The sequence below is a fragment of the Acinetobacter sp. ANC 4216 genome, assembly GCF_004331195.1.
Taxonomy (GTDB): domain Bacteria; phylum Pseudomonadota; class Gammaproteobacteria; order Pseudomonadales; family Moraxellaceae; genus Acinetobacter; species Acinetobacter kookii.
In genome coordinates this window covers 137,245-160,259 of record NZ_SJOC01000004.1, presented here as the reverse complement: position 1 = coordinate 160,259, position 23,015 = coordinate 137,245, and the positions used below count along the sequence as shown (strand labels likewise).

At 44.5% G+C, this 23,015-nt stretch carries 22 protein-coding genes and 1 other RNA gene; 11 read left to right on the top strand and 12 right to left on the bottom strand.

Annotation, left to right across the window (positions count from 1 at the left end; translation table 11 throughout):
• Positions 1–68: 68 nt before the first annotated feature.
• Both adk and E0H88_RS04715 read left to right on the top strand, forming a co-directional pair.
• The gene (adk, locus tag E0H88_RS04720; RefSeq protein WP_092819948.1) at positions 69–728 is read left to right on the top strand and encodes an adenylate kinase; all 660 of its coding nucleotides are present in this window, start codon (positions 69–71) and stop codon (positions 726–728) included.
• Positions 729–811: 83 nt separating this feature from the next.
• Entirely contained in the window at positions 812–1,042 is a 231-nt protein-coding gene (locus E0H88_RS04715; protein WP_131273282.1) for a hypothetical protein, read from the top strand.
• 28 nt (positions 1,043–1,070) lie between these two features.
• On the opposite strand, the gene nth is transcribed toward E0H88_RS04715, so the two are convergent.
• Complete coding sequence (nth, locus tag E0H88_RS04710) at positions 1,071–1,766, bottom strand: endonuclease III (RefSeq protein ID WP_131273281.1); 696 nt, start codon at positions 1,764–1,766, stop codon at positions 1,071–1,073.
• Entirely contained in the window at positions 1,766–2,587 is an 822-nt protein-coding gene (locus tag E0H88_RS04705) for an RnfABCDGE type electron transport complex subunit B (RefSeq protein WP_286364006.1), read from the bottom strand. Before E0H88_RS04705 ends, nth begins: the two co-directional genes overlap by 1 nt.
• 307 nt (positions 2,588–2,894) lie before the next feature.
• Here E0H88_RS04705 and gdhA point away from each other — a divergent pair, with 307 nt between their 5' ends.
• The gene (gdhA, locus tag E0H88_RS04700; RefSeq protein WP_131273279.1) at positions 2,895–4,238 is read left to right on the top strand and encodes an NADP-specific glutamate dehydrogenase; all 1,344 of its coding nucleotides are present in this window, start codon (positions 2,895–2,897) and stop codon (positions 4,236–4,238) included.
• Between the two features lie 71 nt (positions 4,239–4,309).
• Here the strand turns inward: gdhA and E0H88_RS04695 are convergent, their stop codons facing one another.
• The 3 genes from E0H88_RS04695 to rlmH form a co-directional block, all read right to left on the bottom strand.
• Complete coding sequence (locus E0H88_RS04695; RefSeq protein ID WP_131273278.1) at positions 4,310–5,077, bottom strand: DUF4377 domain-containing protein; 768 nt, start codon at positions 5,075–5,077, stop codon at positions 4,310–4,312.
• 190 nt (positions 5,078–5,267) lie between these two features.
• Positions 5,268–6,044, bottom strand: a complete 777-nt coding sequence (locus tag E0H88_RS04690; RefSeq protein ID WP_131273277.1) for a dioxygenase family protein — start codon at positions 6,042–6,044, stop codon at positions 5,268–5,270.
• Between the two features lie 205 nt (positions 6,045–6,249).
• Positions 6,250–6,732: a 23S rRNA (pseudouridine(1915)-N(3))-methyltransferase RlmH gene (gene rlmH / locus E0H88_RS04685; protein ID WP_131273276.1), complete on the bottom strand. Its 483-nt coding sequence runs from the start codon at positions 6,730–6,732 to the stop codon at positions 6,250–6,252.
• A 155-nt stretch (positions 6,733–6,887) separates the two neighbouring features.
• Between rlmH and E0H88_RS04680 the strand changes: the two genes are divergently transcribed.
• Entirely contained in the window at positions 6,888–7,847 is a 960-nt protein-coding gene (locus E0H88_RS04680) for a M28 family peptidase (protein ID WP_131273275.1), read from the top strand.
• A gap of 264 nt (positions 7,848–8,111) precedes the next feature.
• Here E0H88_RS04680 and lon read toward each other — a convergent pair whose 3' ends face one another.
• The 3 genes from lon to E0H88_RS04665 form a co-directional block, all read right to left on the bottom strand.
• Positions 8,112–10,538, bottom strand: a complete 2,427-nt coding sequence (gene lon / locus E0H88_RS04675) for an endopeptidase La (RefSeq protein WP_131273274.1) — start codon at positions 10,536–10,538, stop codon at positions 8,112–8,114.
• A 146-nt stretch (positions 10,539–10,684) separates the two neighbouring features.
• Positions 10,685–11,272 (bottom strand): 5-formyltetrahydrofolate cyclo-ligase, encoded by a 588-nt coding sequence (locus E0H88_RS04670; protein WP_131273273.1) that lies wholly within the window; start codon positions 11,270–11,272, stop codon positions 10,685–10,687.
• A gap of 50 nt (positions 11,273–11,322) precedes the next feature.
• Positions 11,323–11,703, bottom strand: coding sequence for a MerR family transcriptional regulator (locus E0H88_RS04665; protein WP_131273272.1), 381 nt, complete (start codon positions 11,701–11,703; stop codon positions 11,323–11,325).
• Positions 11,704–11,785: 82 nt separating this feature from the next.
• Here E0H88_RS04665 and E0H88_RS04660 point away from each other — a divergent pair, with 82 nt between their 5' ends.
• Entirely contained in the window at positions 11,786–14,881 is a 3,096-nt protein-coding gene (locus E0H88_RS04660) for a heavy metal translocating P-type ATPase (RefSeq protein WP_131273271.1), read from the top strand.
• A gap of 172 nt (positions 14,882–15,053) precedes the next feature.
• Here the strand turns inward: E0H88_RS04660 and ssrS are convergent.
• The 3 genes from ssrS to E0H88_RS04645 form a co-directional block, all read right to left on the bottom strand.
• Positions 15,054–15,237, bottom strand: a non-coding RNA gene (ssrS, locus tag E0H88_RS04655) — 6S RNA.
• 100 nt (positions 15,238–15,337) lie between these two features.
• On the bottom strand, positions 15,338–15,622 hold the full coding sequence (locus E0H88_RS04650) for a cell division protein ZapA (RefSeq protein WP_092819936.1): 285 nt from the start codon (positions 15,620–15,622) through the stop codon (positions 15,338–15,340).
• 2 nt (positions 15,623–15,624) lie between these two features.
• Complete coding sequence (locus E0H88_RS04645; protein WP_092819935.1) at positions 15,625–16,176, bottom strand: hypothetical protein; 552 nt, start codon at positions 16,174–16,176, stop codon at positions 15,625–15,627.
• Positions 16,177–16,240: 64 nt separating this feature from the next.
• Here E0H88_RS04645 and E0H88_RS04640 point away from each other — a divergent pair, with 64 nt between their 5' ends.
• The 6 genes from E0H88_RS04640 (at position 16,241) to E0H88_RS04615 (ending at position 22,079) form a co-directional block, all read left to right on the top strand.
• Complete coding sequence (locus E0H88_RS04640; RefSeq protein ID WP_131273270.1) at positions 16,241–16,873, top strand: UPF0149 family protein; 633 nt, start codon at positions 16,241–16,243, stop codon at positions 16,871–16,873.
• 87 nt (positions 16,874–16,960) lie between these two features.
• The gene (gene pepP, locus E0H88_RS04635) at positions 16,961–18,292 is read left to right on the top strand and encodes a Xaa-Pro aminopeptidase (protein WP_165493276.1); all 1,332 of its coding nucleotides are present in this window, start codon (positions 16,961–16,963) and stop codon (positions 18,290–18,292) included.
• Positions 18,293–18,516: 224 nt separating this feature from the next.
• Positions 18,517–18,753 (top strand): DUF378 domain-containing protein, encoded by a 237-nt coding sequence (locus tag E0H88_RS04630; protein ID WP_131273268.1) that lies wholly within the window; start codon positions 18,517–18,519, stop codon positions 18,751–18,753.
• A gap of 448 nt (positions 18,754–19,201) precedes the next feature.
• Entirely contained in the window at positions 19,202–20,410 is a 1,209-nt protein-coding gene (ubiH, locus tag E0H88_RS04625) for a 2-octaprenyl-6-methoxyphenyl hydroxylase (protein WP_131273267.1), read from the top strand.
• On the top strand, positions 20,407–21,654 hold the full coding sequence (locus tag E0H88_RS04620) for an FAD-dependent monooxygenase (RefSeq protein ID WP_131273266.1): 1,248 nt from the start codon (positions 20,407–20,409) through the stop codon (positions 21,652–21,654). Before ubiH ends, E0H88_RS04620 begins: the two co-directional genes overlap by 4 nt.
• Positions 21,655–21,830: 176 nt before the next feature.
• The gene (locus tag E0H88_RS04615) at positions 21,831–22,079 is read left to right on the top strand and encodes a hypothetical protein (protein ID WP_086194938.1); all 249 of its coding nucleotides are present in this window, start codon (positions 21,831–21,833) and stop codon (positions 22,077–22,079) included.
• 90 nt (positions 22,080–22,169) lie between these two features.
• Here E0H88_RS04615 and rsmI read toward each other — a convergent pair whose 3' ends face one another.
• A complete protein-coding gene (gene rsmI, locus E0H88_RS04610) occupies positions 22,170–23,009 on the bottom strand; it encodes a 16S rRNA (cytidine(1402)-2'-O)-methyltransferase (RefSeq protein ID WP_092819929.1) in 840 nt (279 codons plus the stop codon).
• Positions 23,010–23,015: the final 6 nt, after the last annotated feature.

Sequence of the window (23,015 nt, the reverse complement as noted above, 5' to 3'; positions counted from 1 at the left end):
ACATGACGAATAGAGAGATTTGTCATGCAAACGCATCACATATATTTGTTAAATGAGGATGTTTTTTTATGCGCATTATATTACTCGGACCACCTGGAGCAGGTAAAGGTACACAAGCTCAGTTGATCTGTAAGCGCTACAATGTCCCACAAATTTCAACCGGTGATATGCTCCGTGCTGCAATTCGTGAAGGTACTGAATTAGGTCTTAAAGCTAAAAGCGTGATGGAAAGCGGTGGTCTGGTATCAGACGAGCTTATCATCGGTCTTGTAAAAGAACGTATTGCTCAACCTGATTGTGTAAACGGTTGCATTTTTGATGGTTTCCCTCGCACCATTCCTCAAGCAGAAGCTTTGGAAAATGAAGGCATCAACATTGATCACGTGATTGAAATTGATGTTCCAGACGAAGAAATCGTAAAACGTCTTTCTGGTCGCCGTCAGCACCCGGCATCTGGCCGTGTTTACCATGTGGTTTACAATCCGCCTAAAGTGGAAGGCAAAGATGATGAAACGGGTGAAGACCTGGTTCAGCGTCCTGATGACCAGGAAGAAACCATCCGTAAACGTTTAGGTTCTTATCATACTGAAACTGAACAGCTGGTAGGTTTCTACCAAGGCCGCGCAGCATCGGGTGAAAATGCACCGACTTATGACAAGTTAAACGGTCTGCGTCCAATTGAAGAAGTTCAAACTGATCTTTTTGCCATTCTGGACCAATCAAAATAATCGTATTTCGATGCTTTTGACAATCGAAGAGCCCTAAGTCATATTAGGGCTCTTTTTATTATGCTCTCAAAAAGGACGCTGCTGTGAAATTTGCTGTATTAGGGTTAATGGTCGTATTTCTGGCAGTATTGTTTGCTTTGTTCTATGTCAGTTTCAAGATGCTTAAAAAAGTACGCCAACAGGAACGGGCAGAAAATGCAGCTCAAGCACCTCAGCGTCAATTGCACCCGAAGTTACAGGCGCAACATGACCAACAAAGACGAGAACAACAAAAACGAGACCAGGAAAAAGCTGAACAAGAAAAAAATAAATAAACGGCTGATTAATTCAACCCGGCTGAACTTAAAGTTCAGCTTCAAGGTTTTTGACCGCAATGCGACGTGCCGCACCGAATTCGAAACGATCTGGCCAGTTGCAGACATCCGCTACCACACATTCATGGCATTTCGGTTTACGTGCAATACAGGTATAACGGCCATGTAAAATCAGCCAATGATGGGCATCGACAATAAATTCCTTGGGAATGACTTTAACCAGCCGATGCTCAACTTCAAGCACATTTTTGCCAATAGCCAGACCGGTACGATTGCCTACCCGAAAGATATGCGTATCGACTGCCATGGTGGGATGACCAAAGGCGGTATTGAGCACCACATTTGCAGTTTTACGTCCCACACCCGGTAATGCTTCCAGATCAGCCCGATTGCTGGGCACCACACTGTTGTGTTTTTCAATCAGCATCTTGCAGGCTTTAATGACATTCTCGGCTTTGGCGTTATATAAGCCGATGGTCTTGATATATTCTTTTAACCCTTCAACGCCCAAAGCATAAATGGCTTCAGGGGTATTGGCCACCGGAAACAGTTTGTCCGTGGCTTTATTCACGCTGACATCGGTGGCTTGAGCCGAAAGTGTCACGGCCAATAAAAGTTCAAAAGGGCTGCTGTAATTCAGTTCGGTTTTAGGGCTGGGTCTTTGCTCACGTAAGCGTTCAAAAAAAATCTGAATCTGCTTTCGAGTCATGTTTTTAATGGCCATCATAAGGCTCCCAAAACCATCAGCTGCTGTTGCAAATCATCCAGCAGGGCACGTTTTTGAAGGTCTTCACGAACACTGAGCTGTTTTTCTAATTTTTTGATTTGAGTGCGAATTTTTGCCAGCTGAATGGTGGTTGCAGCATCATGGCTCACGACAGCTTTAGCTGTTTTTTCCGCCACCTGAATTTCTGGAACCAAATCACTTTGCGCTGAAAATTGGGCAAACAAGGCGGTATCAATATTGGCACGAACCACAGGACCCTTACGATTGATACGCCGTTTTTCTTCACGCTGAATATGCGCGTAATAACGATTGCGCAGGTCGGTTTGTTCAGCAATGCGAGCCTCTTCTGAAGGCACGACGTGGGTGTCTTCTACCAGGTCAATACAGTCGACCGGGCAGGGCGGAATACAGAGTTCGCAACCGGTACATAGGTCAGTCAAAATGCTATGCATGAGCTTGCCTGAACCAATAATCGCATCGACTGGGCAGGCGCTGATGCACTTGGTGCAACCAATACATTCATCTTCACGAATAATGGCTTTCATGCGTTGCGGACGGCCATCACTTTGAATCGGCCAAACGCTTTCTTCCGCTTTGAGTTTTGGGCGACCCAGCAATTCAGCCAAAGCATCGGCAACGGGCTGTCCGCCGGGTACACATTTATTGGCCTCTTCACCCTCACTTATGGCTTTTGCATAAGGCAGGCATCCATCGCGATGGCCGCAAAGTCCGCATTGTGTTTGCGGCAGCAGGGCGTCAATTTTTTGAATCAAGCTAATTTGAGTGTTCATGTATAACCGGGAGTGCTGGGCAAGCAGCGTGAAACAATGTGCTGGAGAGCAATACTAGCATGTTTTTACATAGAATTCCTGTGCGCAAAAATGGGACTAAAAATGCATTAATATCGGGCAAAATATTACATTGATACATATCTAAAAGTTATTTTATTTATAAATAAAAAGACTGAATAATTAAATTAAATATATGTTCTACATAGAAAATTGAAGTTTTTTTCAAAAAACTATTGCTGAATAGGTGCAAGTGATATTTAATGTTTTGCGCCAAAATATATCATTGATTGAAATTTTGACCAATTTTGATCCATTTTCTGCTGAGGATTAAGCGTTGAAATACAACAGCCTTAACGACTTCCTAAACTACGTTAAATCACGTGACCAACATCAACCAGAGTTTCTACAAGCTGTAGAAGAGGTAATGACTAGCCTTTGGCCATTCATTGAAAAGAATCCAGAATATGCTGATCATGGATTACTTGAACGTCTTGTAGAACCTGAACGTGCGATTCAGTTCCGTGTCTCATGGGTAGATGACAAAGGCCAAACTCACGTAAACCGTGCTTTCCGTGTACAGTACAACTCAGCTATTGGTCCATTTAAAGGGGGGATGCGTTTCCACCCTTCAGTGAACCTTTCAATTTTGAAATTCCTAGGTTTTGAACAAACTTTTAAAAATGCCTTGACTACATTGCCGATGGGCGGTGGTAAAGGCGGTTCAGACTTTGACCCTAAAGGTAAGTCTGAAGGCGAAATCATGCGTTTCTGCCAGGCATTAATCATCGAGTTGTACCGTCATCTGGGTTCAAATACTGACATCCCTGCAGGTGATATCGGTGTAGGCGGCCGCGAAGTAGGCTACATGGCAGGTATGATGAAGAAGCTCAGCAATGACACTTCATGCGTATTCACTGGTAAAGGCCTGACTTTCGGTGGTTCACTGGCTCGTCCTGAAGCAACGGGTTACGGTACGGTTTATTTCGCGGAAGAAATGCTGAAAACTCGTGACGATAGTTTTAAAGATAAAGTTGTAACGATTTCTGGTTCTGGTAACGTAGCTCAATACGCTGCTGAAAAAGCCATGTTCCTGGGTGCAAAAGTGGTTTCACTTTCTGACTCTGCGGGTACTGTATTCGTTAAAGACGGTTTCACTGAAGAACTTCTTGCTGAAGTGATGGAACTTAAAAACGTTCAACGTGGCCGTATTTCTGAGTTTGCGTCTAAACACGGTTTTGAATATCTTGAAGGTCAACGTCCTTGGTCTATCAAGTGTGACATCGCGCTTCCATGTGCAACTCAAAACGAATTAAATGCAGACGATGCAGCTCAACTTCTTGCAAATGGCGTGATTTGTGTTGCTGAAGGTGCAAATATGCCGTCTACGCTTGAAGCAGTGGAAAAATTCGTTGAAGCGAAAATCCTTTATGCACCAGGTAAAGCATCGAATGCTGGTGGTGTAGCGACTTCTGGTCTTGAAATGTCTCAAAATGCATTGCGTTTAGGCTGGACGTTTGAAGAAGTTGATGAACGTTTACACGCGATTATGAAAGAAATTCACCGTAACTGCGTGAAATACGGTACTAAAGAAGATGGTACTGTGAATTATGTTGATGGTGCGAACATTGCAGGCTTCGTAAAAGTGGCTGATGCTATGCTTGCTCAAGGCGTATTCTAAGTCTGACTTGGTTTAAGCTTTAAAAAAACCGGGGCAAATGCCCCGGTTTTTTTATGTCCTGAATAAACTATTTACTTAACAGTTGAGCGTTCAACCGTCATGTCATGGATATAAGCATATTTCGACTGATCTGCAGCAGGATGCTTGATTTCATAACGCTTGACCCGGATGATTTGTCGCTCATTGGGGTTATGGGTGAAACCTTCGATTTTGTCATAGAACAAAGTCCAGTCTTTATCGACCTGGGTTTTTATCCCGCTTTCACTGTATTTAACCTCCCGAACCTGTAAACAGGTTTGTGGTGCAACCCCAGTACATGGTTTTGTTTCAGGTGAAATTTCCAGAAAAATGGTTTCAGCCTGACTTTGATATTTGCTTTCCGGCGTCATGGTGCCGGTGAATATGTATTTCTGACCTGTTGCTGAAACTATGGTTAATGTTGGTTGCTGTGGATCTTTTAAATCTAGAATGAACGGTGCTTTGCGGTTAGCAAATAAATCTGTAGCAACTTTTTCCTGCTGCATGGCTGAGTCTTCACATGTCATCTGGGTAGAGATTAGATTACCGGTAATAATCTGATTATTTTCGACTTTCCAGCTACCACCCATGCCATTACAGCTGGTTGCAATACTTAAATGTCCTTTATGATCAAAATTCAGTAGCAGTGGTTTTGGTGCAGTGCCTGTAGTTGTACTCCATTGATAAGTACTGAGCGTTTGATCTGCATTTTGTTGTTGTAAGACAGACATGGCGACATCTCCAGCTTTTTGTATATCGCCAGATTGACAGGCGGTAAGCGTAAGAGGGAAAAGGGCAATTGCTAGAAGTTTAAATTTCATTTTAAAAGTATCTGGTTTTGAAAATTTTTAAGAGAATAAAGTATAAGCGTTTATAAAATATGGATACATTTTGGTGAATTCGGTTTCAAAATGTATCCATAACTATAATTTTGTTAATTACTAATAAAAAGTTATGAATTGGTGGGCAGATTTCTTTTAAATACTTTGTGAAAAGTCCAAGAACCATGAATTAATCGAAACGATAAATATCCATACCCAAAGAACCCATACTGAAACTGCTATGCACAATACTAAAACGGTGACCTGTGCCCATGGCAAAGAATAATGGAGCAAAGTGTTCCAAGGTTGGATGATTACGCTCTATATAAGGAATGGTTTGCCAGTCCAGTACCGCAGCATAATCATTATGGTTCAGCTTATTGACCACATAGTTACGGAATGTAGAAGCCCATTCCGGCACAGTAGCGGCTTCACCATGCCATGCCAGTTCACGCAGGTTATGGGTAATACTTCCCGAACCGATCAACAACACCTGCTTTTCACGCAAGGGTGCCAGGGTTTGGCCAATTTTATAAATATCTTCGGCAGACATGTTCATCGGTAAAGAAATTTCTACCACCGGAATATCGGCAGCAGGATACATATGCAGCAATGGCATCCACACGCCATGATCCCGAGGGCGGGTGCTATTGGCATGCGCAGCAAAGCCGGCACTGGCTAAAAGATGCAGGATTTCTTCTGCGAGTTCAGGCTGACCCGGTGCAGGATAGCGTATTTCATACAGCTCTGGCGGGAAACCGCGAAAGTCATGCCAGGTTTCAGGGCGGACACTGCTACTGACCTCAAGTGCATTACTTTCCCAGTGGGCAGACATCACAATAATGGCTTCAGGCCGAGGCAGGTTTAAGCTCAATCGCTCCAACGCAGGACCAACCTGTTCCGGATTCAGCGCCAGCATGGGTGATCCATGCGAAATAAATAAACCGGGTAAAGTCTGTAGATTCATGTTGATGCGCCTAATTTAAATAACATCGATTGAGGCTATGATGCCAAATAAAGAGAAATAGAATAAATACAATTTATATCAACATATTGTTCCTTTTTTGGAACAATAATGCAGGGTCCGGTCAGGTGGATAACCCAAGCTTGGCAATAGGTTCGCCTGATACGGTATTGTCCAGCTTAAATCACCTAGTGCAGGATGAAGCCGTTCAACCCGCCCGATGATAAGGATGATTATGGTTGATACTCATTGCGCGGTAGAGCTGCTCGATCAGCATGACGCGAACCAAAGGGTGAGGCAGGGTAAGCTTGGATAAAGACCAGTGCCATGCAGCAGCCTTACGTACCGCTTCGGAGTGCCCATCCGGACCGCCAATCGCCAAGACCATATCATTCCCTTCGAGCATCCATTGTTTCATGGTTTCAGCCAGTTTTTCAGTACTGAATTCTTTACCTCCGACTTCAAGGGCAATCAGGGTTTCATTGTGTTTCAGTGCATTCAGAATGCTTTCACCTTCAATCTGGCGATATTTCAGGATATCGGCTTCAGAATCGTTTTTTCCGCGTTTTGCCATAGGTAATTCGATAATTTGAGTCTGCACAAAAGGCTGGATACGCTTGAAGTAATCTTCAAAACCGGTGAGCACCCAGGCTGGCATTTTTTGACCGATGGTAATAATACGGATTTTCATAAGATTCGATGATTTGAGAGTCCTCTTTATTATAAACGCTAAAACTGGTTTTACTTGTTTTTGAGCAACAAATTGCAATTGAAAAGCCTTGCGAGATGCTGCTTTAATCTTCAGTAATGGATTGAATATGCATAAGAAGAGAGGACGAATAATCAATGAGATTAAAAAAGGATAAAAATTCAGGCTTATGGTTGAGCACTTTTCTTTGCACGCTTTTGTTGAATACTTCAATTTGGGCATCACCCAGCATAACACCTGCCAGTACCGATAATTTAAAGGTTTATCTGGAGCAAATCATCGGCCCGCAGGGACATCGCCATTATAAGAATAGAGAAGAATTACAGCGTGTTTCCGCATGGATTAAAGAACAAATGCGTTTGTTTGGCATCCCTTGCCAGTATCAGAATTATGCGGTCAATGGTTTGGGTTACCGCAATGTGGTGTGTACTTTAACCGCAGGTCACTCCGACAAAATTATTGTCGGTGCGCATTATGACGTGTTTGGGGAGCAGCAGGGAGCAGATGATAATGCTTCCGGAGTAGCCGGGGTGATTGAAACCGCGCGCATATTGGTACAGCAGAAATCCCAGCTGGCACATAATGTCGAATTTGTGTTTTATACCTTGCAGGAGCCGCCATTTTTCAAGACCGAACAGATGGGCAGTTTTGTGCATGCAAAATCCATTCAAGCCCAAAAAGACCACATCCGGGGCGTGTATATTTTAGAGATGATCGGTTACTATGATGAAAATCTGATCCAGCAATATCCGGCCGGTTTGAAGTGGGTTTATCCCAGTCATGGTAATTTTATAGCAGCTGTCAGTAATTTACAGTCTTATGATTTGAGTGCGAAATATTGTGAATCGATGCGAATACTGGACCGCCTGGAATGTCAACGACTGGTGGCACCGTCCTTTATCACGGGGATGGAATTTTCAGATCATCTGAATTACTGGAAGTTGGATATTCCAGCGATGATGATTACCGATACAGGTCATTTCCGTAACAAGCACTATCATCGAGCCACGGATACCTTGAAAACCCTAAATATTGCCAAAATGGCCAATGTCATAGATGGACTGGCTTATAGCTTGATGCTGCAGGCGGATGAATAGGAACAATAAAAAACGCAGCCCCTGAATAGAATACTGGGACTGCGATCAAAAGGTCATCCACCTGGAGATGTAGATGACCATTCACATAACTTGTTAACAACTTTCTAACTAGAAATAAATTAGAAACTTACAGCGCATCTGTGTCTCTATAATATTAACTGGGGATGAGCTGCTGATTTTTCAAGTTGAGGCTTTATCAATATCGTAAAACTTTTACACAAAAAAAGAGAGCCGAAGCTCTCTTTTTTTTGTAGCAAATTACAATTAATGACGGGCTGCTTTGCCTTCTGCAATTGGTTTAACAATTGGGGCTTTCACCAAAGGTTTTGGTGCTTCTACCAAGGCCAATGGCAAGATCTCATCGATGCTTTTCACGGTCTTAATTTCAAGGCCGGCTTTAACATTTTCTGGAATTTCCACCAGGTCACGAGCGTTCTCTTGAGGGATAAATACTAGCTTGATGCCACCGCGATGTGCAGCTAAAAGTTTTTCCTTCAAGCCACCAATGCGCATTGCACGACCGCCCAGATTGGTTTCACCGGTCATGGCAATATCGGCACGTACCGGAATGCCTGTGAAAGCTGAAACCAGTGCGGTAGTTAAGGCTAAACCTGCAGATGGACCATCTTTCGGTGTTGCACCTTCAGGTAAATGCACATGAATATCGGTTTCTTCAAATCTTGAAGCCTCAATACCCAAGGCATCGGCACGAGTACGCACCACAGTCATTGCAGCGGTAATGGATTCTTTCATCACATCACCGAGTGAACCGGTGGTAATGAATTTACCTTTACCTTTTACCGCAGCAACTTCAATCGAAAGCAATTCGCCACCAACTGAAGTCCAAGCCAAGCCATTGACACGACCCACTTGTGCTTCTTCTTCTGCCATACCGAAGTCGAACTTATGTACGCCCAGGTAATCAGACAGGTTTTCAGCAGTGACATCGATATGCAGGTTTTTGGCTTTTTTGCTGACCGCTTCCTTCACCACTTTACGGGCAATTTTTGACACTTCACGTTCAAGGCTACGCACACCCGCTTCGCGAGTATAACGACGCACGATGTCACGGATTGCTTCTTCATGAATGGTCAATTCTTTCGCACGCAAACCGTTGTCCTTAATGGCTTTAGGAACCAGGTAACGCTCGGCAATATTGACCTTTTCCTCTTCGGTATAACCCGGCAGACGGATTACTTCCATACGGTCTAAAAGAGCCTCAGGAATATTCATACTGTTTGCAGTACAGATGAACATCACTTCAGACAGGTCAAGATCAAGATCGAGGTAGTGATCGTTGAACTTGCTGTTTTGTGATGGATCAAGTACTTCAAGCAAGGCAGAAGCAGGGTCGCCACGGTAATCCTGTGCCATCTTGTCAATTTCGTCGAGCAAGAACAGCGGATTCTTCACGCCAACTTTGGTCAAGGACTGGACAATTTTACCTGGCATTGCACCGATATAGGTACGGCGGTGACCACGGATTTCCGCTTCGTCACGCACGCCACCTAAAGCCATACGTACAAATTCACGGCCTGTGGCTTTGGCAATCGATTCACCCAGGGACGTTTTACCCACCCCTGGAGGACCAACCAGGCAAAGAATCGGACCTTTAAGTTTTTTCACGCGTGATTGAACAGCAAGGTATTCAACAATACGCTGTTTCACCTCGTCCAGACCATAGTGGTCGGCATCCAGAATCTCTTGCGCCTTGTTCAGGTTAATGCTGACTTTGCTGGCCTTATTCCAAGGCGTATCTAAAATCGCCTCGATATAGTTGCGCACCACCGCAGCTTCACTGGAAGCCGGTTGCATGGCTTTGAGCTTACGGAATTCAGATTCGGCTTTTTTACGCACGTGTTCAGGTAAATCAGCTTCTTCAAGGCGACGTTCAATTTCAGCCACGTCATCTTCAGCACCGCCGTTCATGTCGGAAAGCTCGCGCTGAATGACTTTCATTTTTTCATTCAGGAAGTATTCGCGCTGGTTTTTCTCCATCTGGCGTTTTACCGAGTCATGCAAGGTTTGTTCAATCTGCTGTTCCTCAGACTGTTGCAGCAAATAAGTCATGAGCTCAGTCAAATGTGCTTCAAAATCATCATGTTCCAGGAACTTTTGCTTGATATCGATGTTCAAGGGCACACGGGTTGCCACAAAGAACAACAGTTGCAACAAGTCATCGATCTTATTTGCAGCCGTAATCAATTCACGTGCATTACGTAATTTGGCTTCTGCATACTGGGCAAATAAAGTTCGCAGTTCTTGCACACGTGTCGCTTGAGAGGCCGTTGCAACATTCACGGTCATTGGGCTAATGGCATGTTCGGCTGATAAGTATTCATCATGGTCGATGATTTTGACCAGCTTGGAACGGTGTAAGCCTTCAATGAGTACCTTTATACAGTTTTCATCATTTTCATGATTCACAACTTGCACAATCTTCGCGACAGTACCGTATTGATATAAGTTGTCGTGATCAATTTCTTCTGTAAGAGAATCTTGTTGTGCAACTACAAATACGAGATTGTCACTGTTACGGGCCACGTCAACTGCTTTGATCGATTTTTCACGACCTACGAATAACGCAATTTGCATGTGGGGATAAACCACCACATCTCGTAGCGCTAAAAGTGGTAATACGCTTGGAACCTGTGCATCTAAGGTTTCTTGATTCATAATAATTTCAGACATGGGCACTCCTAATGAGTAACAATGGTGTTGCCATATTTTTATAGTGAAGTGTATTTTAAAAATTACAAGGGCAGGGCAAATGAAAATGTATAAAAAATGAGTAAATATGTGATTTTAAAATATTCCTATTCGTCAAAAATACCAATTCAACGCTTAAAATGTAGATATTTTGCAGGGGTAAGTAAGGCATCCAGAGGTTGATCCCAGGTTTCGCGATGCAGGCGGAATGGAATCAATTGAAAGTCATGCGCAAGACCAAGCCGATAGGGCTTATGGGGTGCACTGGCCAGGGTTTTGTCGTAAAAACCGCCACCCATCCCAATGCGGGTGCCATAGAGGTCACAAGCCAGTAAAGGCATAATTAAAAAATCCAGCGTCGAAACATGCGCCCCACGCCCGGCCATCGGCTCTTTCATGCCCAAGGGATGATATGAAAACTGATTGTTTCGGTATTGTTGCTGCGTAATCTTGACCCAGTGCAATTGCTGGTTCATGCTGCAAATCATCGGCAGATAGACCTGCTTATGCTTTTTAAAGCAGTATTCAATAATTTGTCTGGTATGAATCTCTCCAAAAGCCTGCAGATACACACCAATTTTTTTTGCATGCTGAAAATGTTTGAGCCGGATCAGTTGCTGAAGTACTTTTTGTTGTGCCTGTTTTTGTTGAAAGCTGGAAACGGCTCTGCGCTGATGTCGAAGTTGCTTGCGTAAAACTTTTAAATCCACGGACATCTTTTATTTGTTCCCAAAAAAATAGATAAATATTCATCTTATAAAGCAGTTTAACTGTTTTTCAGCTCTTTCAAAATCGGGCAACCGCTTTCACTGGTGGTTTTACATTCATCCACCCAGCTGCTTAAACGGGTTTTGAGTGCCTGCAATTCCTGAATCCTTTGGTCAATTTTTTCCAGGCGCTGCTCTATGACATGCCTTACCTGTTCACGGTCTTCGAGTTGAAGTTGCAGTAATTCCTGTATTTCACTGAGCTGCAAGCCTGCATCTTTGCCTTTTTGAATAAAGCTTAAGGTTTCAATGTCTTTGTCATTGTAATAGCGGTAGCTCTGCGTGGATTCAGGTACGCGCATTAAACCGATGCGCTGATAATAGCGGATGGTTTCGACGTTGACATGACAGTGTTTGGCCAGTTTTCCGATGGTGAGCATAAAATATCCTCAAATGACTTGACTCTGTACCTGGGTACAGACTTTATGCTAACACAATGAAAGAATAAAATAGGTGAGTCGGATGAATGAGCAACAAAAATCTTCCTGCTGTGAAAAACAGAATTCAGCTCTTGAATTAGTAACAGTTGATCCAGTATGTGGCATGAATGTGTCTGAGCATTCGGAACATGCTTTTGAATTTGAGGGGATAAAATATTTGTTCTGTTGCCATGGCTGCAAACAGAAATTTATCAATTCTCCTGAGCAATACCTTCAGCAGCAAAACAAGCCGGCTTCCGGCTGTGGCTGTGCCAGTCGGGCAAAAGTTGCTGCATCATCCAGTTCGTGTTGTGGCAGTCAAAAGGTTGAAGCAGAGCAATATATTGATCCTGTCTGTGGCATGACCGTGACAGATTTATCCAAGCCGCACACTACATACCTAGATAAAATTTATTATTTTTGCGGTCAGGGCTGTCTGGATAAATTCCAGGCCCACCCGGAACAGTATTTAGAAAAAAATAAACCTAAAGCTTCGGGCTGCGGTTGTGCATCTAAACCAAAAGCAGATGAAAAAAAATCTTGCTGTGGTTCGCAAAATCAACCGCCAGTAGCGCAATCCTCAGGCTGTTGTGCGGGAACTAAAGCGCAAACCGTAGAACAGGTGAGTGAAACAACGGTCGATCCGGTTTGTGGCATGCAGGTGAAAACCGATTCTAAATGGCACAGCCAGTTTGAATCAAAAGAGTATTATTTCTGTTCAGAACGCTGTTTGACTGCATTTAACCAGCAGCCTGAGCAATATGTGCAGACTCAGCCAACAGCATCTTCCTGCTGCGGTTCAACATCAAAAGCGGCCGTTGCAGAAAAGAAATCCAGTTGCTGTGGCGGAACTCATCCTGCATCAGTACAGAGTTCGGAAATTGATCCTGTGTGTGGCATGTCGGTAGATACTTCAACCGATTTAAAAACAGAGTATCAGGCGAAAACTTACTATTTCTGCAACCCGTCCTGCCTGGAAAAATTTAAAGGCGACCCGGAGTTTTATCTGCTTCCGGCAGACCAGCGACCTGTGCCAGAAGGCGCGGAAGATATGGACTATACCTGTCCGATGGACCCTGAAATTGTGCAGAAAGGGCCGGGAACCTGTCCCATCTGTGGCATGGCATTGGAGCCGATGCAGCCAAGCTTAAATGATGCCCTCAATCCTGAGCTGGTCGATTTCAGCCGTCGCTTCTGGATGACGTTGCCACTGACTTTAATTGTCTTTGCACTGGCCATGGGTTCGCATATTCATGCCTTTATTCCGCAGCATATTCAGCCGTGGATTGAACTGGTGTTGTCTATTCCCGTCATCCTTTGGGCAGGAAAACCTTTTATTGAGCGTTGCTGGATTTCCTATAAAACCCGTAACCTGAACATGTGGAGCCTGATTGGTGTCGGAGTGCTGGCGGCATTTATTTACAGTCTTGTGGCGACAGTTTTTCCATCCCTGATCCCGATGCAGGCCAAAACCGGTCATGGGGTCGCCGTGTATTATGAAGCGGCGTGTATGATTGTGTCCTTGAGTTTACTTGGGCAAATCATGGAACTGAAAGCACGTGCCAAGACAGCTGACTCGTTAAAGTCGTTACTGAAACTGCAACCGCATACTGCAAAACTGGTGCAGCATGATCAGGTAGTTGAGGTGGATATTGGCATGGTCAAGCAGGGCGATATCCTGCAGATTTCTTCAGGGGACCAGATTCCACTCGACGGCATTGTGGTGGAAGGCAAAACCTATGTAGATGAAGCCATGATGACCGGTGAACCTGTTCCGGTGAAAAAAGAAGTCGATGACCGGGTGATTGGCGGTACGGTGAACCAGCAGGGCAGTATCCGTATTCAAACCACGGCAGTGGGCGCCAATACCACTTTGGCGAAAATGATTCAGACCGTGGCGGAAGCACAGCGTTCCAAAGCGCCGTTGCAAAAACTTGCCGATGTATTTGCCAAATATTTTGTGGTGATTGTTCTGGCGATTAGTGTGTTGACCTTTATGGCGTGGATGCTCTTTGGCAAAGCCCAGTTTGATCTGGCGCTGATGTGTGCAGTGGCAGTACTGATTATTGCCTGTCCATGTGCTTTGGGGCTGGCAACGCCGATGTCGGTGATGGCCACCACAGGGCGGGCAGCGCAAAAGGGCGTGCTGTTTAAAGATGCAGAGGCGATTGAGGCCTTAAGCAAAGTCACCACTTTAATTGTCGATAAAACCGGAACCTTGACTGAAGGTAAACCGAGCCTGAAAGAGATTAAACTGCTTTCAGATACAGCTCAGCAAACGCAGGTGGAACAATGGATTGCCTCGATTGAACAGTATTCAACCCATCCGATTGCACAGACTTTAACCAGGCTGGTTCCGCATGAACAATTGCTGAAAGTCAGTGATTTTGAAGATGTCACCGGTTTTGGGGTGAAAGGGCAAATTGAGGGTCAAACCCTGTATGTGGGCAGTCAAAAGCTGATTGATCAGTTGGGTTTGCAGCTTTCTGCACATGCTCAGGCGCAGCTGGATGCGCAACGCGAGAGCGGTAATGTGATCAGTTTCCTGGCCAATGAGCAGCAGGTGTTGGCCTATATCTCCATTCATGATGCGATTAAACACAATGCCCATCAGGTGATTGATCAGCTGATTGCCGATGGCATTGAAGTGGTGATGGCGACTGGTGACCATGAACAGAATGCCAAACTGGTCGCGGCTGAGCTGGGGATTCAGCAGGTTTATGGCAACTGTACCCCGACTGAAAAATTAGATCTGGTTAAGAAATATCAGGCTCAAGGCAAAGTTGTGGCAATGGCGGGCGATGGCATTAATGATGCACCGGCACTTGCCCAGGCCAATGTCGGTGTGGCGATGGGCAATGGTACCGATATTGCCAAACAGACGGCTCAGGTGACTTTGGTCAAAGGTGATATTCGCGGTGTAGCCGATGCGATCCATATGGCAAAACTGGGCGTGAAGAACATGAAGCAGAACCTGGCATTCTCTTTTGTGTATAACGGCTTAGGTGTGCCGGTTGCGGCGGGTGTTTTTTATCCCTTAACCGGGCTGTTATTAACCCCGATGCTTGCTGCGGTGGCCATGTCGCTGAGTTCGTTGTCTGTTGTGATTAATGCTTTGCGGCTGCAAAAGTCTAAATAACTGAATGCCAGAACTTAAATGAGATACCCAAGATGAAAATCTTGGGTATTTTTTTGCATAAAATATCAATCAATAATCAATCAATATGAGGGGGAGTAAAATTTAAAAATGTTTTAAAAAGAAAAATAAAGGATTAAATATTGTAATCAAGGTCACTGAGACTAATAAGAAAAAACACTCCGAAGATGCCGCTGCATGTCGTTACCCTGAACCCGAAGAAGTTCAAGGTGGACGCGACGCATACTTGCTGGGTTTCCCATTCGAAGATGGGCATACACTCTAAATATGCAGAACACAATCCGTAGATTTAAGTATCGGCAGGGATATAGACTCACTGGCGAACACCTCAGAGATAGAATAAGTATAACCAATAATGAGGTGTTGGCAAATCCTCAATGTGCAACAACTGTAAAGTTAAATCCCAAATGCTGATAGTTTATTCAATTTAACAGGAAATTAAACCAAATCCTCGACATCTTCTAAAATGGTCGTCAGCAAGCGCTCGCAATGGGCGTATTCTTGCAAGGATTTATTCATTGAAAGAACTTCCTGCATCAGTTCAAGCGCCACCATAATAATCAGTTTACTTGGTTCGACACGTGGCGCTTTACGGCGAAAATCATCATATTTTTCATTTAACAGTTCAGCTGCACGCTCTAAATCAGCTTTTTCTTTTTCAGTGGTGGCTAAACGAAAATTATGGCCGAGTACACGCAATTCCACAGCAATTTGTTCACTCATGATTAAATATCCTCATTTACATCGGCTGGGTGAGCAAGTTGTTGAATTTCTTGCGCATGCTGATCTTGAGCAGTACCTAAAATAGAAAGACGCTGAATAATGGCTTCAACTTTGGCTTTGGCATGTTCATTTTTTTGTAACAATCTTTCACGTTCCTGCTGCAAGCCTTGAATTTCCTGTTGAGCAAGACGCTGATCATTTTGCATCTTTTCTTTAATGACACGTAATTCATTACGCTCAGCCAGAATTTCCTGAAAACGGTTCTTAAGATCGGTACAGCTTTTTTCCAGGCGGCTATAACGGTCTGCCAAAGAGGCTGCATCGCTATTCAATTGCTTGAATTGTGATTGGGTTTCGCTTAATTGCTCGCTCAGATTATCTATTTCTTCTTGTTTCTGGGTGATGATGCCATTTTTTTGCACAATTTGGGCATGATGGTGCTCGTTGGAATCTGCTTTTGCAGCATTGAGGGCATCATTTTCACTTTTAAAATGCGCAAGTCGCGTTTTTAAAACGCCAATATGCGCCTGTAGACGCTGTAATTCTTCTAACATATCGTAGTCGCACAGTATCGCAAACAAAGGTAATATATAAGAAGTATAGAGATTGGATAAGCGAATGCAAGACGATATTTCAGGTTGGTCAGAATGGCACCACAATTTTTCAAAAATTGAAGAGATTTCAAGTCCAAGTGAGTTACATGGACTGCTAACGGGTATTGTTTGTGTTACTCAGGCACCCACCGGTGATGAATGGCAACAGATTTTAGCGACCCTTGAAATTCCGGCGCTAGAGCAGCAGGTTTTAGAGGTATTAACCGATGAAGCGGAAGATATTGCCCATGCTTTATCTGAAGATGAACTCGATTATTTGCCTTTGCTTCCGGATGATGAACATGTTCTTGCGGATCGTGTACAGGCCCTGGCAGACTGGTGTGCCGGTGTAGTATTGGGATTTGGTCTGGCTTCCGGTCATATCCGTCAGGATGAAATGGAACTGATTGAACATCTGCAGGATGTTGCAGCAGTCGAGTTTGATGAATCGGATGATGACGAAGAAGGCGAAGAAAGCTATCAGGAGCTTTACGAATTTGTGCGCTTGATTCCTGTCAGCCTGTCATTGGGACGCAAGAAAGTGGAAGTGGCAGAAACCCCATTGCTGCAAAACATCCAGCCGCAATTGCAAAAAAATACTGCGGCTACAGAAGCCAGCAGTGTAGTTGAAATGTTTACTCCACATCGTCCGAGCTAATTCGGGCGAGGGTGTTCAAGAACAGATCATTTAACTGACCCTTTAAAAGTTATCACTTACCCATAAAAGACAAAAGTACACTTAATGATGAAACTGACTCAAGCAGATTTTCAGGAACGTCGTGACCGCCTGGCAGAAGAAATGGGTCCGCACAGTATTGCAATTATTGCCACCAGTCCGGTTGCCCTGCGTAACCGCGATGCGGATTATAAATTCCGTGCAGACAGCAGCTTTTTCTATCTGACGGGCTTTGCAGAGCCTGAAGCCGTGGCGGTGATCGAGACTTTTGAGTCGATTGATGAAGGTTATACCTATAGTCTGTTCTGCCGTGAACGTAACCGCGAGATGGAAATCTGGAACGGTTACCGTGCCGGTGTAGACGGTGCAGTGGATGATTACGAGGCGGATGAAGCCTATGCCATTGACCTGCTCGATGAAGAAATTATCGAGAAACTGCACAATAAACAAAAGCTGTTCTATCGTATTGGTCACCAGGCCGATTTTGATGCCCGTGTAGCAAAATGGATTGCCAAAGCCAGTGGTGAATCACGCAAAGGTACTTCTGCACCTGCCCAAGTGATTCAACTCGACCGCATTGTGGATGAAATGCGTTTGCATAAATCTGAAAAAGAAATCAAGCTCATGCAGCTTGCATCGGATATTTCGGCAGAAGCGCATACCCGTGCCATGCAAACGGTGAAACCGGGCATGATGGAATATGCACTGGAAGCCGAGCTGAATTATATTTTTGGTAAAAATGGCTGCGTGCCTTCCTATAACAGTATTGTTGGTGGGGGAGCCAACGCCTGCATTTTGCATTATGTGGAAAATGACAAAGCACTGAATGATGGTGATCTGGTGCTGATTGATGCAGCCTGCGAATATCAGTTATATGCCTCAGACATCACCCGTACTTTTCCGGTCAATGGCAAGTTCAGTCCTGAACAGAAAGCCCTATATGAGCTGGTATTAAAATCACAACTGGCTGCGATTGATGCCGTACGCATTGGCAATTCTTATAAGGAACCGCACAATGTGGCGGTACGCATTCTGGTTCAGGGTTTATTGGACCTTGGCATTATGCACGGTGATCTTGAGGAAATTATTGAAAAAGAAAGTTTCCGTCAGTTCTACATGCATGGTACCGGACACTGGCTGGGCATGGATGTGCACGATGTCGGTTCCTATAAACAGGATGGCGAATGGCGTGCCTATGAAGAGGGCATGGTGGTGACGGTTGAACCGGGTTTGTACATTGCACCTGATGATGAAACTGTCGATGCCAAATGGCGTGGCATTGGTATCCGCATTGAAGATGATGTGGTTGCTACCGAAAATGGACCACTGGTGCTCACCAAAGGTGTGGTGAAAACAGTGGAAGATATTGAAGCCCTGATGGCAAAAGCCAAAGTAGCCTAAGCAATTTTTAGGATGAAAAGCCGGTCAGATGATCGGCTTTTTTACTTACGTTTATCGCGAATAACTTAAATAAAACCAACCCAGTTAAAATTTAAAGTTTAAAAACTGACACGACTTCAACACAAGAAATCTGTTATTAGCATCAAAGCAACATATTAAATCTGCGTTCTTTCCCATAATTTCTTTGATCCTTAAATAAACTAAAGAACAGTGGGAGAAAAATGATGAGATTAAATACGATCGACTGGATTGCTTACGCTTTGGCGATTATTGGTGGCCTGAACTGGGGCTTAATTGGTGCATTTGATTTCAATTTAGTTGCCGCTATTTTTGGTGAAATGAGCGTTCTATCCAGGATTATTTATATCTTGGTGGGCTTGTCGGCACTCTACCTGATTTATACAGGCACGAAATTAGGCAGAACAGTACATCATGAGCCTCAGACAAGAGTGCTGCGTTAGCAGATCACGACCGAATACAAAGACCCACTTGAAACCTCATGAAGGCGATTTTTCTGTAATCTGTATCATCGTGTTATGAGAATTCCATTGAGTCTGGAAAAACGGAACTTAAGTTCCGTTTTTTTACGTTTCGAGATTGAAACATGACGGTTTCCTGAGGAAATTTCATCTCCATACAGACTTGAAGCCGATCACTTCAACATGTTTTTTCATGGTGGCTATTTGAGGAATATCGCCACGATATTGAGCACTAAGCGTTAAACATTTTTTATGGAGCCAAGACAGCGAGGGAATAAGCCGAGTTTGACTGAAATCCATTCAGCATTGGATATCATCTATAAGAGGCAGTGCTAATTCATTATAAAAATGCATTTCTTTGAGGTAATATAAAATCAATCAAGATTATAAGTATCTAGACCTGATAGATACGACATAAAAGGATCAAAACATGCAGCAAGAAGTGATCATCGTCGGTGGTGGTATGGTCGGGCTAAGTTTAGCCTTGATGTTGGCTAAGGCAAACATTGCAGTGAAGCTGCTCGAAGCCATTAAGTACCCCAATTATGATGATGCCAATCTTGTACCTTATCATTCGAGCTTTGATGCACGTAACAGTGCCTTGTCACGCCGTAGCGTACAAATTTATCAGGAACTCGGTTTATGGGATGCACTGCAAGAACATGCCACGCCAATTCTGGAAGTGCATATTACCGAACAGGGCAGCTTTGGCAAGGCACGTTTAAAAGCAGAACAGGAAAAAGTCGAAAGTTTTGGTCAGGTCATTGAAAATGCCTGGCTCGGCCGTGTGTTGCTAACAGAAGTGCGCAAACAGCCATTGATTGAACTGATTGATGGCGTACAAGTGACCTCACTGACCCAAGATGCTGACTTTGCTTATATCGCAGCGCAACGTGGCGAAGAAACATTGTCTTTACAATCCAAGCTGGTCATAGCTGCCGATGGCCGCGATTCATTTTGTCGTAAAGCCTTGGGCATTGGTGCATCGGTACATGACTATGATCAAGTGGCTATTGTTACGACTGTACAAACTTCAAAACCGCATAACCATGTCGGCTTTGAACGTTTTAGCCCGCTTGGACCTTTAGCGCTGTTACCATTACCGGGTGAATACCGCCGTTCAGTGGTTTGGCCGGTGCAAAAAGGTACAGAAGGCGAATGGCTGGGCGATGAAAATGACCAGCACTTCCTTGATGCTTTACAGCAAACCTATGGTGACCGTGCGGGTAAATTCCAGAAAACTGCCAAGCGTTTTAGTTACCCTTTGTCGCAAGTTTTGGCAGAAAAACAGGCCGTTGGACGTGTGGTACTGATGGGCAATGCAGCCCATACCATCCACCCGGTAGCCGGTCAGGGCTTTAACCTGTGTATGCGTGATGCCTATGTTTTGCTCCGTTATTTAATCGAACAAGTCGCACAACAAGCCGACTTAGGTGATGCAGCCATGCTGCAAGACTATGAAAAATCCCGTCTGACCGATCAGCAACGCGTGATTAAATTCTGTGATTCAGTGGTCCGTGGTTTTAGCAATAACAACCCCGTTCTAAAATTCATTCGGAATACAGGCTTGGTCGCTTTTGATACAATCCCAGGCATTAAGCCTCTGGTGGCCAATTATGCAATGGGGTTAAAAGCATGAGTCCAGTTCAAGCTGATGTTTTCGATGTCGTCATTATTGGCGGTGGTCTGGTCGGTGGTCTGACAGCATTATTACTGGCACAAGGTGGCGTGCAGGCCACGGTACTGGATGCCGCTCCCATCCTGGATGCCGGGAAAACCAAAAGTGTTGCCAACCCGCGTGTGCTGGCGCTCAGCCAGGCGACCATTCATTTATTGAAAACGGTCGGTGTCTGGGAAAAGCTGGCACGCCAGCAGCCCTATATAGGCATGCAAGTGTGGAATAAAAATGGCTATGGTGAAATTAACTTTGGGCATGCAACAGCGCAGACGCCATCGGTTGAGCAAGCTTTAGGGTCGATGGTCGAGCCAAGCCTGTTGAACCTGGCCATTCAGGAAAAAATGCTGGAGCAGCTTCAGGATTATCGTACTCAGGTCAAGGTCACAGCTATAGAGCAGGGTGTGGGGGGAATCTGGCAGATTCACCTGGCAGATGGTACCCAATTAAAAACCAGACTGCTGATCGGCGCGGATGGTGCAAATTCCTTTGTCCGTGAACAGGCCTTTATTGACCTGGATATTCTGGATTATAAACAGGCCGGTTTGAGCTGTGCCATTCGAACGGCCCAGCCACATCAGCATGTGGCCCGTCAGATTTTTCTGGAAACTGGCCCATTGGCCTTTTTACCGATGGCCAGTTTAAAGCCGGAACAGGAAGGCTATTGGCAATCTATTGTCTGGACATTGCCAGACGATTATGCGGAAGAATATGCAGCCTTGAATGATGCCGATTTTACTGCGTTGCTCACGCGTGAAAGTCATCACATGCTGGGTGAGGTGTTAGAGGCAACACCACGGGCACAGTTCCCGCTGAAAGCAGGTGCCGCACAGCAGTATGTCAAAGCCGGTTTAGCCTTGATTGGAGATGCTGCACATGTGATTCATCCACTGGCCGGTCAAGGGGTCAATATTGGCTGTCTGGACGCAGCCATTTTATGCGATGCCCTGTTGCATGATCTGAAACGTGGCGTATGGGCACATGAACAGACCTTGCAGCGCTACGAACACCGCCGCAAAGGCCAAAACGATGCCATGATGCACAGCATGTCTGCGATTGGATGGATGGAAAGAACCCCGCTTTTCCCCGTGGTGTGGGCACGAAATTTTGGCTTGAAACAAGTGGAACAACATGCCGCATTAAAAGATGCTTTTATGTCTCAAGCCAACGGATTGCAGATCTTAAAAGATACACGATATGCGGTTTAAGCAGGAAAAACTGTTTTTTGTACAAATATTTATATAAGGTTACTTTTTTGATTAAAAAAGATACGATTTTTTTTAAATTGACTCTATGCGAAAGCTAAAGAGATTGCTAAATTTCTTCCTAGTTCACAATCAATTTAAATTGGATGGATAGACGTCATTTTTGGGGAGAAAGGAAGATGACAGATATGAATGACTACGATGATGTAGAAGACACTGCAGTCGATGAAGATGAAGCAAAAGCTGCTGAAAAAGGTGCATCTGACAGTGATTCAGTTGCAACTGATGGTGATGTGGCTGAAGCCGAAACACTGACAGTGACTGCTAAACTGAAACAGCGTCAAGCTTTGGAAGATGAAGTGGCTGCTTTCCTTGCTCGTGGCGGTCGCATCACTGAGGTGCCTGCAGACGAGTCAGCAAAAGATTAATAGATTCTTTTGCCAGCTTGGCTACAAAATAAAAAAGCATCACTTTCGTGATGCTTTTTGCTTTTAAACGTGCTTTAAACGGACAGCCGCTTAGACCTTATTGCTGAGTTCCAAAGCGCGTTGATACGCCACTTTCTTTTTTATCCCCGTTAAATCTGCGGCCAATTGTGAAGCGGCCTTGACGGATAAGTCCTGTAATAAACGGGTCAAGAGCTGGTCCAGTTTTTCCTGCTCCAGATCCTTTTCTTCAGTTGCACCGCCAATCACCAGCACAATTTCACCTTTTTGCTGGTTGTGGTCAGCTTCAATAAACTGAACCAGTTCTGCCAAGGTCATCTTTTTGATGGTTTCAAAGGTTTTGGTAATTTCACGGGCAAAACCCACAGGACGATCGGCACCAAACACCTGTGCCATATCTTTGACCGACTCTAAAATACGATGCGGTGCTTCATAAAAAATCAGGGTTTGGGTTTCATCTTTCAGCTTTTCCAGCTGGCTGAGACGCTGGCTTTGGCGTGAGGGCAAGAAACCTTCGAAACTGAAGCGGTCACTCGGCAAGCCGACAGAACTGAGCGCCGCAATGGCGGCACAGGCACCCGGAACCGGAATAACGCGAATATGATGTTCTTGTGCCGCACGAACCAGTTTAAACCCCGGATCGCTAATCAGCGGCGTACCCGCATCACTGATCAGGGCCATATTTTCGCCATTCAGCAAGCGCTGGATCAAGATGTCAATTTTATTACTTTCATTATGTTCGTGACAGGCAGTCAGTGGAGTTGCTATATTAAAGTGCTTTAATAATTGAGCGGAAGTACGCGTATCTTCTGCCGCAATGATACTTACAGACTTTAGAATATCAATAGCACGATAAGTAATGTCATCTAAGTGCCCAATTGGGGTTGCTACAACAAATAACTGAGCACTCATAAGGTT

Bases quoted from the DNA above. Each gene is read 5' to 3' on its own strand.
- pepP (WP_165493276.1), top strand. From the start codon at position 16,961: ATGAAACTGACTCAAGCAGATTTTCAGGAACGTCGTGACCGCCTGGCA.
- E0H88_RS04660 (WP_131273271.1), top strand. From the start codon at position 11,786: ATGAATGAGCAACAAAAATCTTCCTGCTGTGAAAAACAGAATTCAGCT.
- E0H88_RS04640 (WP_131273270.1), top strand. From the start codon at position 16,241: ATGCAAGACGATATTTCAGGTTGGTCAGAATGGCACCACAATTTTTCA.
- ubiH (WP_131273267.1), top strand. From the start codon at position 19,202: ATGCAGCAAGAAGTGATCATCGTCGGTGGTGGTATGGTCGGGCTAAGT.
- nth (WP_131273281.1), bottom strand. From the start codon at position 1,766: ATGGCCATTAAAAACATGACTCGAAAGCAGATTCAGATTTTTTTTGAA.
- E0H88_RS04680 (WP_131273275.1), top strand. From the start codon at position 6,888: ATGAGATTAAAAAAGGATAAAAATTCAGGCTTATGGTTGAGCACTTTT.
- E0H88_RS04645 (WP_092819935.1), bottom strand. From the start codon at position 16,176: ATGTTAGAAGAATTACAGCGTCTACAGGCGCATATTGGCGTTTTAAAA.
- E0H88_RS04650 (WP_092819936.1), bottom strand. From the start codon at position 15,622: ATGAGTGAACAAATTGCTGTGGAATTGCGTGTACTCGGCCATAATTTT.
- E0H88_RS04630 (WP_131273268.1), top strand. From the start codon at position 18,517: ATGAGATTAAATACGATCGACTGGATTGCTTACGCTTTGGCGATTATT.
- rlmH (WP_131273276.1), bottom strand. From the start codon at position 6,732: ATGAAAATCCGTATTATTACCATCGGTCAAAAAATGCCAGCCTGGGTG.
- lon (WP_131273274.1), bottom strand. From the start codon at position 10,538: ATGTCTGAAATTATTATGAATCAAGAAACCTTAGATGCACAGGTTCCA.
- E0H88_RS04615 (WP_086194938.1), top strand. From the start codon at position 21,831: ATGACAGATATGAATGACTACGATGATGTAGAAGACACTGCAGTCGAT.
- E0H88_RS04695 (WP_131273278.1), bottom strand. From the start codon at position 5,077: ATGAAATTTAAACTTCTAGCAATTGCCCTTTTCCCTCTTACGCTTACC.
- E0H88_RS04620 (WP_131273266.1), top strand. From the start codon at position 20,407: ATGAGTCCAGTTCAAGCTGATGTTTTCGATGTCGTCATTATTGGCGGT.
- E0H88_RS04690 (WP_131273277.1), bottom strand. From the start codon at position 6,044: ATGAATCTACAGACTTTACCCGGTTTATTTATTTCGCATGGATCACCC.
- E0H88_RS04670 (WP_131273273.1), bottom strand. From the start codon at position 11,272: ATGTCCGTGGATTTAAAAGTTTTACGCAAGCAACTTCGACATCAGCGC.
- E0H88_RS04665 (WP_131273272.1), bottom strand. From the start codon at position 11,703: ATGCTCACCATCGGAAAACTGGCCAAACACTGTCATGTCAACGTCGAA.
- rsmI (WP_092819929.1), bottom strand. From the start codon at position 23,009: ATGAGTGCTCAGTTATTTGTTGTAGCAACCCCAATTGGGCACTTAGAT.
- adk (WP_092819948.1), top strand. From the start codon at position 69: ATGCGCATTATATTACTCGGACCACCTGGAGCAGGTAAAGGTACACAA.